This window comes from Limnobacter humi, assembly GCF_024518835.1.
Classification (GTDB): Bacteria; Pseudomonadota; Gammaproteobacteria; order Burkholderiales; family Burkholderiaceae_B; genus Limnobacter; species Limnobacter humi.
The window spans coordinates 43,226-60,055 of record NZ_JANIGO010000005.1; the positions used below are offsets into that span (position 1 = coordinate 43,226).

Below are 16,830 nucleotides of genomic sequence, written 5' to 3' on the forward strand. Positions count from 1 at the left end.
AAGCGGCCTTACATCCGGAAGTGTTCGCCCAGATACACCCGCCGCACATCGTCGTTTTCGATGATTTGGGATGGTGTACCCGAGGCCAGCACTCGGCCAGCACTGATGATGTAGGCCCGGTCGCAGATGCCCAGTGTTTCGCGGACGTTGTGGTCGGTGATGAGCACGCCAATGCCTTTGGATTTCAGGAAGGCCACTATTTTCTGGATTTCCAAGACAGCAATTGGGTCGACGCCAGCAAAGGGTTCGTCCAGCAGCACAAAACGGGGGGAGCTGGCCAGGGCGCGCGCAATTTCAAGCCGGCGACGCTCACCACCCGACAATGATGCCGCCAGCGACGTGCGAATGTGGGCAATTTGCAGGTCATTGAGCAGGTCTTCCACAGCCTGGTCAACGGTTTTATCGGCCGGTGGATTGATTTCCAGCACCGCCCGAATGTTTTCTTCGGTGGTCAGCTTGCGAAAGACAGATGCTTCTTGCGGCAGATAGGACAAGCCAGCCCGCGCCCGGTCGTGAATGGGCTTGAGGGTGATGTCGCTGCCTTCCAGGCAGATGTAACCCTCATCGGCCGCCACCAACCCCACGATCATGTAAAAGCAGGTGGTTTTACCAGCGCCGTTGGGGCCAAGCAGCCCAACCACTTCGCCGGTGTCCACATGCAGCGATACATCCTCAATAACCCGTTTGCTGCGGTAGGCTTTTCTCAAACTCAAGGCCTGAAGACGCCCTTGACCGGTCAGTGTTTTTGAAAGCATGGCTTACTCCGCCTTGTCCCGGGGTTTGATCACCGCCTGCACACGGCTTTTCCCTGGTCCATTGCCGTCGCCCACCACATTGAGGGTTTCGGAATTTTGTTGGTACACAATTTTGTTGCCAGTGATCGATTCTGTCAGTTGGCCATTGGCGCTTTTTTGGAGGTTGGCCTGGCCTGTCAATGTGACCACCGAGGTGGCGCCATCGAGTTCAATCAGGTTGGCGGTGCCGTTGATCAGCAACACCTCACCGGGTTTGACGGAGTCTCGCTGCTGCTTGAACCGCGCTGGGCTGCCCTCGATGGTGGCGTGTTGTGTGCCGTCTTTGGTCTCCCGCAAGGTGAGCTTGTCCCCGCGAACCACCAAGGTGCCGCGGGTGAGCAGCACATTGCCGGTGAACACGTTCACGCTGGCTTTTTCGTTGTAATTCATCTGGTTGGCGTCGATGGTGGTCGGCTGCTTCTTGTCCGACTCCAGGGACCATGCCGTGGTGGTGATCATCAGCAGTGACACCAGCGCCCACACCAGGGGCAATGGAGGGTGGTTCATGGTTTGGCCTCAATCCTGATTTTTACCGGCCCAACCGATTTGAGTTCGCCGGTGCTGTTGTTGAATTCCACGCCGCTGGCCACCATGTGCTGGCCAGGCCGGTCGATGGTGACCTGATCACGGCTGCGGATCATCTGTTTTGGGTTGTCCATCACCAGGCTGTCCGATCGCAGTTGGGTGGTGACCCCATCGCGTTCGGCCAGCACGGACACTTGTTTGCGCAGGGTGAGCTGATCGCTGTCCAGTTCGTAGACCCCTTCCAGCGCTTGACCCTGCACCGTGGTGCCTTGTGGCTCAAACTGTTCAATGTTCGGGCGGGTGATGTTCCACAGATTGCCTTGTGGAATGTGTTCTGCCGATTTGCTCCGAATGTGGGAATAGCGGTTCAAGACCAGGTCTTGGCTTTGCACGGAAAAATTGCGCAGGTAGTAGTCCGCCACGGTGGGGTCTTTTTTGCCTTGCGAGCTGAACAGGCTGAGTTCAGATTGCATGGCGTACCAATACGAGCTGGCTGCCAGCAAAAAGGTGAGCAGCAGCGGAATGAACTGCGACAGCACAGCAGCGAAGGAACGGATCAGGCTCATGCGTTCATCCAGGGGTTGGCGTAACCGGCCTGGTGGCTCAGGATGAAGTCACACAGCTCGCGCACCGCCCCTTGGCCCGTGGGGCGGGTGTTGATCCAGTGTGCAACAGCTTTCATGGGTTCAGGCGAGTGGGGCGTGGTGCAGGCCAAACCCACAGCTTTCAACACGGGGTAGTCGGGCCAGTCGTCACCAAAGAATGCGCAGTGTGACCAGTCCAGTGCCAATTCCTGGCGGATGTTGTTCAGGGCCTCCAGTTTGGTTTTGCAGCCTTGTACCAATGCGTGAATACCGAGATCTTTGGCCCGCTTCTCGACAATGAGACTGGACCGGGCGGTGATCCAGACCACTTTCACACCGTGGTCCATCAGCAGGCGCAGGCCTTGCCCATCAAACACGGAAAACCGTTTCATGACTTCGCCGTCGTTGCCAAAGTACAAACCGCCATCGGTCAGTGTGCCGTCGACATCCAGGCCGAGCAGGCGAATGGTGGCTGCACGCTGTGCGGTGGCTGTTTGGTGGGAATCGTTGGTCGCCATGCTTACACCACCTTGGCTTCGAACAGGTCGTGAAAGTTCAATGCCCCCACCACTCGACCTTCGGTATCGGTGACCACCACTTGGCTGATGTGGTTCACCTCCATCATGCGGACGGCTTCGACCGCCAGTTTGTCGGGTGAAATGGAATGGGGGTTTGCACTCATGACTTCGGAGACGATCAAGCCGCGCAGGTCCAGGCCCTGTTCAATCAAACGGCGCAAGTCCCCATCGGTGAATACACCCAGCAGGGTTTGCTTGGAATCCACCACGGCGGTCATGCCCAGGCCTTTTTTGGTGATCTCCAGAATGGCGTTGGAAATGGATGCGCTGGGGGACACCATCGGAATGCGATCGCCTTGGCGCATGACATCGCGCACGTGGGTCAGCAGCTTTCGACCCAGGCTGCCACCGGGGTGGGAGAGGGCGAAGTCTTCTTCCGTGAACCCTCGTGCTTTTAACACCACCACAGCCAGGGCGTCGCCCATGGCCAACGCGGCCGTGGTGCTTGCGGTGGGGGCCAGGTTGAGCGGGCAAGCTTCTTTTTCGACGCTGCAATCCAGCACGACGTCGGCTTGGCGGGCCAGCGTGGAATCCATCTTGCCGGTCATGGCGATAATTTTGGCGCCGCGGCGCGCAATGGCTGGAATGACTGCAATCAGTTCTTCGGTCTGCCCGGAATTGGACAGGGCGAGCACCACGTCGTCGGCGGTGATCATGCCCAGGTCGCCATGGGACGCTTCGGTGGCGTGAACAAAAAATGACGGTGTGCCTGTGCTGGCGAATGTGGCTGCAATTTTTTGAGCAATCAATCCGGACTTGCCCACGCCGATCAGGATGATCCGACCCCGGCAATCCAGAATGGTTTGCACCGCCGCTGAAAACTGCCCGTTCAGTTTGGGCACCAGCGCCGAAATGGCCTGCGCTTCAATGTCCAGCGCCTCTTTGGCTTTGACCAAAAAATCGGTGTGATGGGCTGGATTCGGCAGGTCTGGCATGGTGGTCCCTGTTAGACTCAAGCAAGGCGGGGGATTGTGACAGTGTCGTTTTAGCGGCAGTATAGCAAAGCCCGTGCCAATTCTCTTCCCGAACTTTGCATTCAACGTGCCCAACGCTCTCGAGCTCTCTCTGATTCTGATGCTGGTCGCCGTTTTGGCGGTGTCGCTGTTCAAGCACTGGAAACTTCCAGCCATGCTGGGCTATTTGTTTGCGGGCACCCTGATCGGACCCTTCTCCCTGGGCTTTGTTCCCGATGTGCCGGAAACCCGACACCTGGCTGAGTTCGGTGTGGTGTTTTTGATGTTTTCCATCGGGCTGGAATTCAGCCTGCCCAAATTGCATGCCATGCGGCGGGTGGTGTTCGGGCTTGGGCTGGCACAGGTCTCGCTCACCATCTTGGGCGTGATGGCCCTGGGCTGGCTGTTGAACTGGATTTTCAACGTGTCCATGGCCACGGCATTTGTACTGGCGGGGGCTGCGGCCATGTCGTCCACGGCCATTGTCAGCAAACTGTTGGCAGAGCGGCTTGAGTTGGATTCAGCCCACGGTCGGCAAATCATGGGCATTTTATTGTTTCAGGATTTGGCGGTGGTGCCACTGCTGATCATCATTCCAGCCCTGGCGGAGGATGCCAGCCACTTGCCGCAAACCCTCAGCTTGGCCATGGTGAAAGCTGCATTGGTGCTGGGTTTGATGCTGGTGTTTGGTCAGCGGATGATGAACTGGTGGATGACCTTCGTCGCCCGCAGCAAGTCCCAGGAACTGTTTGTGCTCAATGTGTTGTTGATCACCCTGGGGCTGGCCTGGTTAACGGAACTTGCTGAATTGTCGCTGGCCTTGGGGGCCTTTGTGGCCGGCATTCTGATTGCCGAAACCCAATACAAGCATCAGGTGGAAGAGGACATCAAGCCATTTCGCGATGTGTTGCTGGGCCTGTTTTTCGTAACCACGGGCATGTTGCTCAACCCGGCTGTGGTGGTGACGAACTGGTACTGGGTTATTTTGCTGTCTGTGGTTCCGGTGATCGCGAAGCTGGTGTTGATTGCCGCATTGGCCAAAATATTTGGCGCGAACACGGGAACCGCCATGCGCACGGGTATTTACCTGGCCCAGGCTGGTGAGTTTGGGTTTGTGCTGTTGTCCAATGCGGGTTCAACCGGGTTTGGTTTGGTACCCGACCCGTGGTTGCAAACCATCACGGCCAGCATGGTGCTGTCGATGTTGGCAGCACCATTCATGATTCAGCATGCAGACCGTATTGTGTTGCGGTTCTCCAGTCAGGAATGGTTGCAGCGTTCCCTGGAGCTGCACCAGATTGCCCAGAAAAGCCTGTCCACCAGCAAGCATGTGCTGGTGTGCGGGTTTGGGCGCAGTGGACAACACCTGGCGCGTTTGCTGGACCGGGAAGACTTGAGTTATGTGGCCCTGGACCTGGACCCAGACCGAATTCGCGAGGCCACGGCCGCCGGTGATTCTGTGGTGTTTGGTGATGCAGCCAAGCGCGAAACCCTGGTGGCCGCTGGCTTGCTACGGGCCAGTTGCGTGGTGGTGACCTTTGCCGAGACCAAAACCGCGGAAAAGGTGTTGATGGCTGTTCGCCAGTTGGCACCCGCTGTGCCGGTGATTGTGCGAACCACCGATGAAAGTGATCTGGAACGATTGACCGCCGCAGGGGCCACTGAGGTGGTACCCGAAATTCTGGAAGGCAGTTTGATGCTGGGTTCGCAGGCGCTCATGTTGTTGGGGGTACCGGTGTCCCGGGTGGTCAAGCAGATCCGGAATATCCGTGAATCCCGTTACCAAATGTTCAGGGGTGTGTTCCGCGGTGTGGATGATGAATCCGACACGCCGGAAAACCAGTGGGTGCGATTACACTCGGTCATTATTGAGCCCGGCGCAACCGGTGTTGGCCGGTCACTTGCCGAACTGGGCCTGATGGATTTGGGGGTGGAGGTCAATGCCATTCGCCGTCGGGGTATTCGGGGTGGAGACCCGTCCCCCGACACCCGATTGGAAAGTGGCGATATTCTGGTGCTGAAAGGGCAGCCCGATGCCTTGAGCCTGGCCGAATCAAAAATACTGGGACGAAAACCAGGCAGACAGGACGCGTGAGCACCCGGCGGCGGGTTTAACGCAGCACATACAGGGCACCGCACTGCACATCGGCTTTTTCATTCCAGAAGCCGTTGCTTGTGCAGGCTGCGACATCGGCGTTGAGCACTTGAACGCTGCCTTTCAAAGGGTTTCCATCGTCCAGTTTGCGATCAATTTCTGCCAGTTGGCGAACCGGCCCCTGGTCTGCAAACAGCACCACAGCCGCACCTTCTGGTGTACTCGGTCCCTCCAGTGTGCTGCTAATCACCATCACGCCACCCAACCGACTGGCCATGCAGCTGCTGGGTCCGCAGCTGGCATCCGCTGTGGCGGGTGGCGAGTAATCGCCCTGAATGAAGCCAGCTTTCTGAAGTTGGGTGAACACATGGCCTTCTTCTTCTGTGCCTTCAATGCGGCCATTGCCATCCCCGCCAGTGGTGCCCAGCCCCGCTGCATCTGCCGCGGGAAAATCGCCAGGCAGGGCACCATACCGGCTTTGGAAACCGACCATGGCTGTCTCCAGGCTGGCCAGGTCGGTGATGACGGACTGTACTTTGGCACTGGCGATCAGTTCGCGCCCTTTGAGAATCCCCCCGGCCAGAATCGCCAACACCGCCATGGCAATGGACAGTTCCAGCAGTGAGAATCCGGCAGACGAGGTGGGGCGGGTGTTGTGTTTCATGGTGTGTGTATTCCGTAGGTGGGTGGTTGGATCGAGTTGGAGCATGTCAGCCCACAGGCCTTTTGCATGGGTAACCGGGTGTGGGAATCGGTTCAGTGTGTTTGGGTGGACGCTGTTGGGGCTGGCGCGCCACCAGACAGCCAGCCGCCTTGAAGCCACAGCCAAAAGAGCCGGTCATAAGACAGCCACACTCGGTTGGATGAACTGCCGGCGATGTCGAGAATGAACTGGTGACCGCGTTGCCCGTTGTCCGCCAGTGCCAGGTCTTGTTCCGCCAGTGCCACCAGCACGGCACTCTCGCTCAGCGTGGGCAGGTTGCCACAGCCCCAAGCCTGCACCGGTGGCGGCGAGGCACCGGTTCGATGGCAGAGGTGCAACGCAGGTAAAGGGCCTTGACCCACCGCGAGGTTGGCGGTGGGCGGGTTGAATACAATTTCCGACAACTGTTGGGGTGACAGCAATTCAAACGGATGGGCCCGCAGCAGCACGCCCGCAGCGGGCGCCGTGGCGGAGGCCAAATCGGCCAGCGCCATGCGTAAGCGGTAGGGCTTGGGTAACCCCAGGCTCTGCGATGGAAACCAGCCTGTCGCCTGCAGGCAAGTACCGCCCTGACGCGCTTCCCAGCCATCGGCCTGATCTGCTGGGCAGGGCAATCGCCCATGGGTGAGTACAAACGCCTCCAGGGCTTCTTGCAGACCACGTTGGGCCTGTTGCCGCTTCAGTTCCAGCTCGCTGGCCTGCTGATTGGCCACGAGTTTTATCAATGGGCCCAGAAGCAGACCCACAATCATGAGCACCAATGCGGTTTCAAGCAACGTGAAACCACTGCGGGCGTTTAATCTGTGTTGACGGTGGCCGTCCATCCGCTGTCTCCATGAACAATTTGAAGTTGACTCAACCGGCCAGACACCACCGATGGCCAGGAAAACTCACAGTCGCAGGCATCCGCCCCCGGGCTGGTGGGGCATAACGGTTCGGCCGTGGGGTTGCATGGGCGATTGATGCCCGCCTCGGGTTTGAAGCGACTGATTGGCCACCGGCTATCAAGGCCAGCTGGACCTTTAAAGCTGCAGGCCGAATAGGCAGTGCTAACACAATGAAAAAGCGGTGTTCCATCGGGCTCAAGCTGTGAGCCCGAGCAGCCATTCGACCCTGCGCAGGTGTCCCGGGAAATCCAGTGTGCGTTTTGACTGCAACTGCAGGTGCAGCGTGTTTTTGTGCAATGGCATTGGCAACCCGCGTTGATGGCCTGCCAACGGTTTGCGGTGCCCGCAGGCTGCAGGTTTTCGTTGGTCTGGGGTGCAACAGGGCCGCTGTTCAGGCGCTGTTGTTCATAAAGCGCCCAGCGTTGCAGTGTGAACAGGGTTTGTTGCTGCACCACAGAGCGCACGGCGCTTTGGAGTTCACGCAGAGAAATCAGCAAATAAGGTGGCTCTACTTGCCAATAATCAGGCCCGAGCACCTGGATTCCTGTGGCAGCCACGGCTGCGATGTTGGTTTGAATACCTTCCGGCGTATTCACGGTGAGTGGGGGTAGATCAAAGTTCACCCACTGGCTCCAGCCCAGCGGATTGGGTTGCACCAACTGCGATGAGACGCCGTAATACCACGCAGGGGCAGGTTGTTTGCTGGATGCCGGCGCTGTGGTTGGGCCCAGTGCGCTACCCAGGTAATTGGTTTTGATCACGGTGGTTGCGGGCCAATAGCCCACGCGCGCATTGGAACAGACCACGCGGGGGGCGCCACCTGGCGTGTTGGCAGGACAGGGCAAATGCCCGGCTTGCGTCAACGTGTTGATGCCCTGGCGTGAAGCGAAGTTCAACAAGGTCTGTTTCATGGCCCAAAGTTGCAGCCGGGTATTCGCACTGCGCTGAAATTGAGCCTGTTGTTGGTTGTGCCACATTGACCAAAAGCCGGTGCTGGACACCGTGACCAGGGCCAGGGCGACCAGGGCTGCCAACAAGGCTTGACCGCGTGAAGACAGAAGGTTCATGGAGAATGTTCAGGGGCGATGTTTGGGTGCAAGCCATGTTTCATGACGGGCGTCGTATTGACGCAGGCCCTCACGGGTTTGTATCCACCCGCTGCGCTGCGCTTGTGCGTGGACATCGATATCCGTCGTGTTGGTTGCGTTCAATGCGTTCGCCGCCATGGATTGCACGACTGTTGACGGCTTGAACAAGGCATTGCTGATGTGGATGGAAGCCGGCGGCACCGCGCTGGCCATTCCGCCCGGTGAAGCACTGGACATGCACTTCACCTTGAACTGGGGGCCCTCAGGTTGCACGGTGCAACGGCCCCAAACCAATCGGTTTTGGGCCATCCACTGGAAGGCACCGGACCAAACCGCCTGCTCGGTGTTGACCTGTTCATGATGGATCAACACTGCGGCAGGTGGCAGGGCGCTGGGCCGCTTCTGCGACGGAAACCGGCTATTCAAGCTGGGCGATGATGCGCGAGGTGGCGATGGTTTTTGATCAAAGGTGAACAAGGCAGTCAACCCAAGCATGCCGAGGGTGCTGAGACCTGTGATGGCCTTGGAATACCATCGAAATTCACGCAGGCTGTTGTTCAGTGCTGAGCGGGTTGTCATGGTCATTGCGCCGGTGCAGTTTTTGGGTTTGGAGCCGTGCAAACAACCATTGAATCGCCTGCCGCTGTGCATCCTTTGGGAAGGCGACGCGGAACGCGGTCCAGTTGCAACACACTGATGGTGGGTACGCCGGCTTGCCACTCAAATTCCAGCGACTCAACGTGTTTTTTCCCCCGCGCACCAAACTGTTGAAGCTGGTTTCCCCAGGCCTGCCATTGGGCCGTCGAGAGGCCTTCTGCAGGGGTTGTCAATGCCGGGTCCAGCCGCTGGGGGGGCGCTGCCTGGGTTGGTTGACGGGGTGCTTGGTTTGATGTCGTCTGAAAAGTGGAGCCCATGATCACCCCGCTGGCTGCAACGCAAGCCAGCAGCAGCCGGACAGGCCAGTGCCTGCGGGAAAACAGGGCTTGTTGAATACTGAACCGCAGGCGGACCAACCGAGACGGTGGCCACACATCGAGTCCTTGAACCCATGGTTCAAACACCCGATGTTCATGGCGCTTGAAATAGAGGTACTCCACACTGTCTGGACCAGACTTGCTGTGGGCTTCGCACACCACCTGTCGGCGCGCCGGGTAATGCTGAAGCGACTCCATCAACGCAGCCAGTTCTGGCGTGTGGGGCAACGCATGCCAGCGAACAGGGCTTTGGCGAACGGCGCACCATCGGGCTGTGTTTTGTGCCACACACGGTTCGTCCGGCAGGTTGATCAACACCACCGTGGATGGCATGGACAGGCTGTTGATGTGCTCTGCTGTGCCCGAAAAGTCAGCCCATGCCTGAGGTGGTTGGCCTTGCCAGCCCTGGCTGGTCGGCTCAAGCCGCTGCACTTGCCAAGCAGTGTGAGCTGCCGTGCGGAATATCCACCAACAATCCATGGGGGCTGAGGGGTTGGTCATGGCCATTGCCCCAATTGCTGGTACAGGGGTGCCAGGGTGGTTTGATACGCCAGCAGGATCACCAAGCCTGACACACCCAGTGCCATGGGCGAGAGCCATGTGCTCAGGCGTTGGCGTCTTTGTTGGGCCATGGTCAGGTAAATACGGGCGCACAGGTTGAAGCACTGGTGAAGGTTGCCGCTGTGTTCAGCCAGGCGACCTTGGCTAACCAGAAAGCCGGGTGCCTGTGCCTGTTCAAGGGCACTGGACAACCGGTTGCCCCGCTGCAGGCTTCTTAACAAATGGTGGTTGAATTCAGCCAACGCTTTTTCCATGGCCGATCGACCCGTCAATGGTCTGTTCAGTACCTTCAGGAGATCCACGCCTGCTTCAAGTTCACAGGCCATGGTGAAAAAATGCTGGTGAACCTGCAGTGCCGGACGAATCTTCCAGCGCCCGAGGTATGCACCAAAGCCCAACGCACGGTGTTGGCTGACCCGTGAGCGCAATACCAACCCGACAACAGCGATTGCGCCGCCAGTCATTATCAGCGTGGTGGGCAGATCCAGCGACAGCGGGGGGATGGAGAATCCCACCGTGGAGCCCAGCAAAATCCACAAGCCCACGGCACTGAACAGTACCAGGGCTGGGTAGCTCAAGCTTTGAAGCAGGCTGTGTCGAAACTGTTGCGCCTGTCGCCATTCCTGGCTTTGACGGGTCAAGGCTTGGCTCCAGTCGCCATGAACTTGCGCACATCGAACCGCCAATTGAAGCGGCGCCGGCCAGTTGTTGTGTTGGGCACCAAACACCTGTTCCGGTGCAACACCGCCTTGAAGTGCTTCAATGCAAGGCCCAAGGCGGTCTTGCAAGCGGCGGTGCTGACCGTGTTGGGTCATCCATTCCAGGCTCAATTCAAGGGCCTCCAGTGCGCTCAGACCGGTGTGGCAAAGTTCTGCCCATTGGCTCATCCAGTCAATCCAGACGGACTCCGGTATAGGTCGCTCAAACCGCTTCATGGGGTTGGCTTCCCCGTGTTACGCAGCAGTTGGTGAAGGTCAGACAAGCGATCGCAATCCAGCAAGTCTCCCCTGTTCACAGTGGTGAAGTCCATTAATTCGGCCACTGGGCGCCGATGACCGTTCCGTTGGGTGCAGGGGCGAAGCTGTTGGGCCAGTACGCCGTTCAAACAATTCAGCAGGCTGGGCAAGGGGACGCCCAGCTCCATCAACCGATACAGTGCGCCCGTGCAATCCGGCGCGTGGACTGAGGCCAACACGCGGTGACCTGTCAATGCTGCGTGCAACGTGAGTTGGGCTGTTTCAACATCCCGGATTTCCCCGATCAGAATGGTGTCAGGGTCTTGGCGCATCAACGAGCGAAGCCCAGCCGCCACATCGAGGTGTGGCAGCCGTGTGAGGTCGGTCTGCAGGGCTTTGGGGTGAATCACTTCCACTGGTTCTTCCAGCGTCACCAGCCGCCCAGTGTGTTCGCCGAGCTCATGCAGGATGGCGTGCAATGTGGTGGACTTTCCCGCACCGGTGGCCCCGGCAACCAGCAAGAGCCCATGGTCGAGCGTGGCGAGTTTGCGCAGGCTCTGGACCAGCGGGGCTGGAAAGTTCAGGTTACCCAGTCCTTGTGCGGCATGGGTGTTGAGCAGCCGAATAACCAGACTTTCCCCATGCAGACCAGGGTGGGTCGCCAACCGGATGTCAAGGCCAAGATGGCTGAGTCGCCCGTCCTGGGGGCGACGACTTTCAGCAATGTTCATGTTGCAGGCGGCCTTGAGGGTTTGAATCAACGCCCGGGCCGTTGTTGGGAGCAGTGTCTGCCGTTGGCCAATATGCCCTGCAATTCGCAGGCTGGCGTGGTAATGGTTGTCCCCAGCGGTCAAGTGCAGGTCGGATGCGCCAGCGCCGTGTGCATAGGTCAGCACGTCAGCCCAGGTGGATTGCAACGCAGTCAGAAACGGGTGTTGTCCCTGGCTCATGGCAGTGGTTGCGCGCGGGCTGTGGAGGCTGGGTTGAGCGACAGCAGGGCCAAAAAGGGGAGTTGGCATGTTTGCTGGGCACACCGCGCACGGCTTTGTTCGATGGCGTTGTCGACCTCGGTGCTCAGCCCCTGCTCATGGGCCAGCAAGGCCAGGTTAAACCAGGGCTCGGGTGCATCCGGATACTGGGTGGTCATCAGGTGCATCAAGCGTGTGGCCTGGGCTGTGTCGCCATGCTGACTGAGAAACAGACCATAACGAAGATTTTGGGCAAATGCCGGGTCGTTGTTGGCGCCTTGTGGTGAGGCACTGATGCTGGGGGAATCCAATACGGTGGCCTTGAGCAACACCACCAGCTCAATTTGATTGTTGCTGCGTCGCTGGCTCTGCGTGATGGGGTCGAGTGCATCCGGACTGCCGGGAATACCCCTGTCCAAGGTGTTCAGCTCCTGCTGCCGAAGCCCACCCAGCAGGGCCATCTCACCATCCCGCAGTTTGAGCACGGACTCCAGTTCACGGGTTTGAATCTCGGGAACCTGGCTCACGATATTCAATTGTCGCAAGGCTGGATTGGGATCCTGAACAAACCCCACAATTCGGCTCAGGGTCGGGCGCACGCGCAGTTGCACTGCATTGTTGTCGGCAATTTGCGGGGTGACGGTCATCAAAAAGCCAACCGGAACGGTCTGAACCTGGGTGTTGTATGTAGAAAATGCCGGGCTGTTTTGTGTTGGCGCACTGGTTTGTACATCGGTGGTGAAGTACACCCGGTTGTCAATGACTTTGAGCACAGAAGGCTGCTGGTTCATGGCCACAATCCGGGGGGATGACAGCACAGAGGCCTTGCCAAACTCTTCCAGCAGTCGAAGTACCACACTGGATTCACCGCTGGACCCAGTGCGGCTTGCGGTCACCGTGAGAACCGGGTTGACCGTGTTCAAACCCTGGACCAGCAGACCAGCACGGGTGCCAGAGTCCCTCAGCAGATTCCAGTCGATTCCGCGCTCAAAACGGTCGTTCAGGGTCACTTCCGTGATCACGGCTTCCAGAATGACCTGGCGATCCAGGCGCTGCTGAAGCAGTTTGAGCCATTGGGCGACGCGCGCATGTTGAGAGGGTTTGGCAAGCACTGCCACGGTTCCCGACTCCGGATTCACAATGACACGGCCCGAGCGCACTTCCCGACGTGTGGTGGTGACTTCTCGCTGGTTGCTGTTGGTGCTGCTGGCCGTGCGGCGAGGGTTCAGGAACCGACTGCGGTTTGAGTCCCGATTGCTTTCAAAGGCACGGTCTTTGTCTTCTTCGCGGGTGCGTTCTTGGGTTGAAAACTCCTGGGGGCGAAGCTGAGCCTGAATGAGTTGTTCAATCTCGGCTGTCAGTTTCTCCCACACATTGTGATCCTGTTCGTTCAGCAGTGTCAGGTCAGACCGATTGCCACTTTCCCGCCGCTCGCCGGGTTGAACAGCTTGGTTGGCCACGGCCGAGCTCAGTCGCGAGCTGTCGCTCATTTGGCGGGCAATAGACAGATAGTCCAACTTGTACAGCCGCAATTCATCTTTGTCGCACCGCAGTTTGAGTTGTCCTTTCTCCAGCGATACCACCGCGTCGGTCTGTTCCCCCAGCAAGGCCATTAATTCACGCAGCGGCAGGTCTCGACCGACCAGGCTCACAGGCTGTACTCCGCAGGCGTCAAAGCTGTAACCCAGCCGCATGTCCTGTGCGACCAATTCCAATACATGGCTGGCCGGCAAATTTTCGATTCGCAGATTCAACGGGTGGGCAAGCGCCGGACTCTGTTCAACGGGCTGGTGTGCCGATTCAGTGATCCACAAGGCCTGGGTCGGTGTTTTTCCGCCATGGGGCATTGCTGCATCTGCCAGGTGGGGCGCTGGTGTTGTACTGGTGCAGGCTGCGAGTGCCGTGAGCAACAAAACAACACCCAGGTTGCGAGGCGGGCAGCAATTCATAGAACCTTCATGTTGAATCGGGAAGGTCGGATGTTAGACAAGCAGACTGGATGCCCCACACCGTGGTCATACCCTGGAGGTGACGGTGTCGCTTTTAGGGAGCGATGCTTGGCGTTTACAGGGTGTTACTGAACCGGCGTTCAGTCTCTTCGGGTTAGAATGTCAAATTGCGATACAAAAACAGCAGGGGCGCCCAGATGGGCTTTGTAGCAGAACTTGATCAAGTGGATTTTGGTTACGGCGACCGCCTCATCTTGAAAGACATCACCCTTCGAATCCCCAAGGGAAAGGTGGTCTCGGTGATGGGCGGATCCGGCTCGGGCAAGACCACCCTGCTGCGGCTGATGTGCGGGCAATACCCCGTCAGCCGGGGCCATGTCAGTGTGCTGGGCCAAAATATTGTGAAGGCCTCCACGAAAGACCTGTACGCGTTTCGCAAGCGAATCGGGGTGTTGTTCCAGTTCGGTGCCCTGTTTACGGATTTGTCGGTGTTTGACAATGTGGCCTTCCCGTTGCGCGAACACACCAATTTGCCCGAGTCGGCCATTCGCGACCTGGTGTTGCTCAAATTGCACGCGGTGGGCCTTCGGGGGGCCTCTCACCTCATGCCGTCTGAAATTTCCGGGGGCATGAGCCGGCGTGTTGCGTTGGCCCGTGCGGTGGCGCTGGATCCTGAGCTGATTTTTTATGATGAGCCCTTTGCCGGTTTGGATCCGATTTCCTTGGGTATCACAGCCAATTTGATCCGGACGTTGAACGACGCCCTGGGCGCCACATCCGTGGTTGTGACCCATGATATCCACGAGTCTTTTGCCATCAGCGACTACGTGATCGTGATTGCCAACGGCAAAGTGTTGGCCGAAGGTACGCCGTCAGAAGTTAGCGAGAACACAGACCCGTATGTGCAGCAATTTATTCAAGGATTGCCCGAGGGACCGGTGAAGTTTCATTACCCGGCGGTGGATTTGCTGGAGGACTTCGCATGAGCCCGGTTGCATGGGTGTCCGACATTGGCGCGGGTGTTCGCGCCAGCATCACTGGCTTGGGGCAGTTTGCCCGCCTGGTGCTTCAGCTGTTCATGCTGTTGCCCAAGGCTGTGTTGCGACCGCGCCTCATTATTGATCAGATTCACTTTATCGGTAATTACTCGCTGGTCATCATCGTGGTGTCGGGCTTGTTTGTGGGCTTTGTGCTGGGTTTGCAGGGCTACTACACCCTAAACCGGTATGGGGCTGAACAGGCCTTGGGCTTGCTGGTGGCGTTGTCTCTGGTGCGCGAGTTGGGGCCGGTGGTGTCGGGACTGCTGTTTGCAGGGCGGGCAGGTACCTCACTGACCGCAGAAATCGGTCTGATGAAAGCGGGTGAGCAATTGACGGCCATGGAAATGATGGCGGTTGACCCCCGGGCCCGCATTCTGGCGCCCCGCTGGGTGGCTGGATTGGTGTCCATGCCCCTGTTGGCGGCTTTGTTCAGCGCTGTGGGCGTGATGGGGGGTTATGTGGTGGGTGTATTGCTCATCGGTGTCGACTCGGGTGCTTTTTGGTCCCAAATGCAGGCCGGGGTGGACTTCCAGGATGACATCCTCAATGGGGTGATCAAGAGCATCGTGTTTGGCGTGGCCGTGAACGCAATTGCCCTGTTTCAGGGGTATGAATGCCAGCCAACGCCCGAGGGTGTGTCGCGGGCAACAACCCGGACCGTGGTGATTTCTTCACTCACCATTCTCGGCTTGGACTTCATTTTGACCGCGCTGATGTTCAGCGTGTGATTGGTTATTTTTAGAAGCGGACAGATCAATGAAAAAGAGTGCAGTGGATTTCTGGGTTGGGCTTTTTGTGCTCATCGGCGCTTTGGCCCTGGTGTTTTTGGCACTGAAGGCCGGAAACCTGAGTTCGTTTTCCACCGGTGCCCAGTACCGAGTGTTGGCGGAATTTGACAACATTGGTGGTTTGAAACCGCGGGCTCCCGTCAAAAGCGCTGGCGTTGTGGTGGGCCGTGTGGCCAACATCTCGCTGGACCCTGTCACTTTTCGCGCGGTGGTTGCCATCGATCTGGAGGAAGGATTCAAATTTCCCAAGGATTCTTCAGCCAAAATCCTGACATCGGGGCTGTTGGGTGAGCAGTACATCGGCGTAGAACCCGGTGGCGATGAGGATAACCTGACGTCTGGGCAAAAGTTTGCCCGCACGCAGTCTGCGGTGGTGCTGGAAAATCTGATCAGCCAGTTTCTTTACAGCAAGGCATCTGAGCCAACGCCAGCGGCCGGTGCAAGCAATCAATAAAAACAGGGTTTCGTGGGAGCTATTTGTGCGCAATTCAATTCAAAAACTGGTGATGGTGGTGGCCGTGCTGGGGTCTGCAGCCGGCTGCTCAACCCTGCGTGCCCCGTCTCCGGCGGACCCGTTTGAAGGGTTCAACCGTGGGGTTAGTACTTTCAATGAAGGTGTTGACATCGCCGTCCTCAAGCCATTGGCCAAGGGCTACAACGCGGTGACCGCTCCGGAAGTTCGAACCGTGGTTGGGAATTTCTTCTCCAACCTGGAAGACATTGCGGTGGCTTTCAACAACCTGCTGCAAGGCAAACCCAAAGAGGCGGGCGGCGACATCAGCCGGTTTGCACTGAATTCCACCGTGGGCATTTTTGGTTTGGTGGATGTGGCATCCGAGTTGGGTTTTCAGAAGCACGATGAGGACTTCGGTCAAACACTGGGTGTTTGGGGCGTGGGCTCTGGGCCTTACCTCGTTCTGCCGCTGTTGGGCCCCAGCACCCTTCGGGATGCCAGCGGGAAGGTGGTCGATGCGCCGCTGAACCCCTTGCGTTATCACGATGACGTGAGCGAGCGCAATTCCTTGGTGTTTTTGAGCCTGGTGGACAAGCGGGCGCGGTTGTTGCCCGCCACTGACCTGGTTGATCGCGTTGCCTTGGACAAGTACGCATTTGTGCGTGACGCCTACTTGGCCCGGCGTGCCAGCCAGATTCGGGATGGCGCGCCAGACCCCAATGACAAGGCGCCCATGGACGATGGGGATGAAAGCAGCCTGATGATGGAGCCGCACCCGCCGTTCAAGGCAGCCCTGGATGTGTTTAAACCCCTGGCGGGGGACCAACCGGCATTTTCCATGCCCGGTGGTCTGGAACAAAGTGCCCGCGCAAAAGCCGCACTGGGTCTGGAAGCGTCGGAGTCGACCCTTCATTGAAGTCAACAGCGGGTCGC

The 16,830-nt window shown here is 58.3% G+C and carries 18 protein-coding genes; 5 read left to right on the top strand and 13 right to left on the bottom strand.

Annotated elements, in window-relative coordinates; genetic code table 11:
- Positions 1-8: 8 nt before the first annotated feature.
- Genes lptB through NQT62_RS13450 form a run of 5 tightly spaced genes read right to left on the bottom strand, consistent with a single transcriptional unit; the run spans position 9 to position 3,416 of the window.
- Positions 9-755: an LPS export ABC transporter ATP-binding protein gene (lptB, locus tag NQT62_RS13430; RefSeq protein ID WP_256765246.1), complete on the bottom strand. Its 747-nt coding sequence runs from the start codon at positions 753-755 to the stop codon at positions 9-11.
- 3 nt (positions 756-758) lie between these two features.
- Positions 759-1,301 carry a lipopolysaccharide transport periplasmic protein LptA gene (lptA, locus tag NQT62_RS13435; RefSeq protein ID WP_256765247.1) on the bottom strand — a complete coding sequence of 181 codons (543 nt, stop codon included), beginning with the start codon at positions 1,299-1,301 and terminating at the stop codon, positions 759-761.
- Positions 1,298-1,885 (bottom strand): LPS export ABC transporter periplasmic protein LptC, encoded by a 588-nt coding sequence (gene lptC / locus NQT62_RS13440; protein WP_256765248.1) that lies wholly within the window; start codon positions 1,883-1,885, stop codon positions 1,298-1,300. The genes lptA and lptC overlap by 4 nt, the downstream gene beginning before the upstream one ends.
- Positions 1,882-2,421: a KdsC family phosphatase gene (locus tag NQT62_RS13445; RefSeq protein ID WP_256765249.1), complete on the bottom strand. Its 540-nt coding sequence runs from the start codon at positions 2,419-2,421 to the stop codon at positions 1,882-1,884. The genes lptC and NQT62_RS13445 overlap by 4 nt, the downstream gene beginning before the upstream one ends.
- Positions 2,422-2,423: 2 nt before the next feature.
- The gene (locus tag NQT62_RS13450) at positions 2,424-3,416 is read right to left on the bottom strand and encodes a KpsF/GutQ family sugar-phosphate isomerase (protein ID WP_256765250.1); all 993 of its coding nucleotides are present in this window, start codon (positions 3,414-3,416) and stop codon (positions 2,424-2,426) included.
- 106 nt (positions 3,417-3,522) lie between these two features.
- Here NQT62_RS13450 and NQT62_RS13455 point away from each other — a divergent pair, with 106 nt between their 5' ends.
- A complete protein-coding gene (locus tag NQT62_RS13455) occupies positions 3,523-5,529 on the top strand; it encodes a monovalent cation:proton antiporter-2 (CPA2) family protein (RefSeq protein ID WP_256765420.1) in 2,007 nt (668 codons plus the stop codon).
- 16 nt (positions 5,530-5,545) lie between these two features.
- On the opposite strand, the gene NQT62_RS13460 is transcribed toward NQT62_RS13455, so the two are convergent.
- The 8 genes from NQT62_RS13460 to NQT62_RS13495 form a co-directional block, all read right to left on the bottom strand.
- Positions 5,546-6,193, bottom strand: a complete 648-nt coding sequence (locus NQT62_RS13460; protein ID WP_256765251.1) for a type II secretion system protein — start codon at positions 6,191-6,193, stop codon at positions 5,546-5,548.
- 92 nt (positions 6,194-6,285) lie between these two features.
- Entirely contained in the window at positions 6,286-7,056 is a 771-nt protein-coding gene (locus NQT62_RS13465; RefSeq protein ID WP_256765252.1) for a type II secretion system protein, read from the bottom strand.
- The gene (locus NQT62_RS13470; RefSeq protein ID WP_256765253.1) at positions 7,029-8,186 is read right to left on the bottom strand and encodes a hypothetical protein; all 1,158 of its coding nucleotides are present in this window, start codon (positions 8,184-8,186) and stop codon (positions 7,029-7,031) included. Before NQT62_RS13470 ends, NQT62_RS13465 begins: the two co-directional genes overlap by 28 nt.
- 9 nt (positions 8,187-8,195) lie before the next feature.
- Positions 8,196-8,792, bottom strand: coding sequence for a hypothetical protein (locus NQT62_RS13475; protein WP_256765254.1), 597 nt, complete (start codon positions 8,790-8,792; stop codon positions 8,196-8,198).
- Positions 8,789-9,682 (bottom strand): hypothetical protein, encoded by an 894-nt coding sequence (locus NQT62_RS13480; protein WP_256765255.1) that lies wholly within the window; start codon positions 9,680-9,682, stop codon positions 8,789-8,791. The genes NQT62_RS13475 and NQT62_RS13480 overlap by 4 nt, the downstream gene beginning before the upstream one ends.
- A complete protein-coding gene (locus NQT62_RS13485; protein ID WP_256765256.1) occupies positions 9,679-10,677 on the bottom strand; it encodes a type II secretion system F family protein in 999 nt (332 codons plus the stop codon). The genes NQT62_RS13480 and NQT62_RS13485 overlap by 4 nt, the downstream gene beginning before the upstream one ends.
- Positions 10,674-11,648: a GspE/PulE family protein gene (locus NQT62_RS13490; RefSeq protein WP_256765257.1), complete on the bottom strand. Its 975-nt coding sequence runs from the start codon at positions 11,646-11,648 to the stop codon at positions 10,674-10,676. Before NQT62_RS13490 ends, NQT62_RS13485 begins: the two co-directional genes overlap by 4 nt.
- Complete coding sequence (locus NQT62_RS13495) at positions 11,645-13,615, bottom strand: type II secretion system protein GspD (protein WP_256765258.1); 1,971 nt, start codon at positions 13,613-13,615, stop codon at positions 11,645-11,647. The genes NQT62_RS13490 and NQT62_RS13495 overlap by 4 nt, the downstream gene beginning before the upstream one ends.
- 197 nt (positions 13,616-13,812) lie before the next feature.
- Here NQT62_RS13495 and NQT62_RS13500 point away from each other — a divergent pair, with 197 nt between their 5' ends.
- The 4 genes from NQT62_RS13500 to NQT62_RS13515 are packed head-to-tail and all read left to right on the top strand — an operon-like array spanning position 13,813 to position 16,813.
- Positions 13,813-14,601: an ABC transporter ATP-binding protein gene (locus tag NQT62_RS13500; protein WP_256765259.1), complete on the top strand. Its 789-nt coding sequence runs from the start codon at positions 13,813-13,815 to the stop codon at positions 14,599-14,601.
- Positions 14,598-15,383: a lipid asymmetry maintenance ABC transporter permease subunit MlaE gene (gene mlaE / locus NQT62_RS13505; RefSeq protein ID WP_256765260.1), complete on the top strand. Its 786-nt coding sequence runs from the start codon at positions 14,598-14,600 to the stop codon at positions 15,381-15,383. Before NQT62_RS13500 ends, mlaE begins: the two co-directional genes overlap by 4 nt.
- Positions 15,384-15,411: 28 nt before the next feature.
- On the top strand, positions 15,412-15,897 hold the full coding sequence (mlaD, locus tag NQT62_RS13510; RefSeq protein WP_256765261.1) for an outer membrane lipid asymmetry maintenance protein MlaD: 486 nt from the start codon (positions 15,412-15,414) through the stop codon (positions 15,895-15,897).
- A gap of 25 nt (positions 15,898-15,922) precedes the next feature.
- On the top strand, positions 15,923-16,813 hold the full coding sequence (locus NQT62_RS13515) for an MlaA family lipoprotein (protein ID WP_256765262.1): 891 nt from the start codon (positions 15,923-15,925) through the stop codon (positions 16,811-16,813).
- Positions 16,814-16,830: the final 17 nt, after the last annotated feature.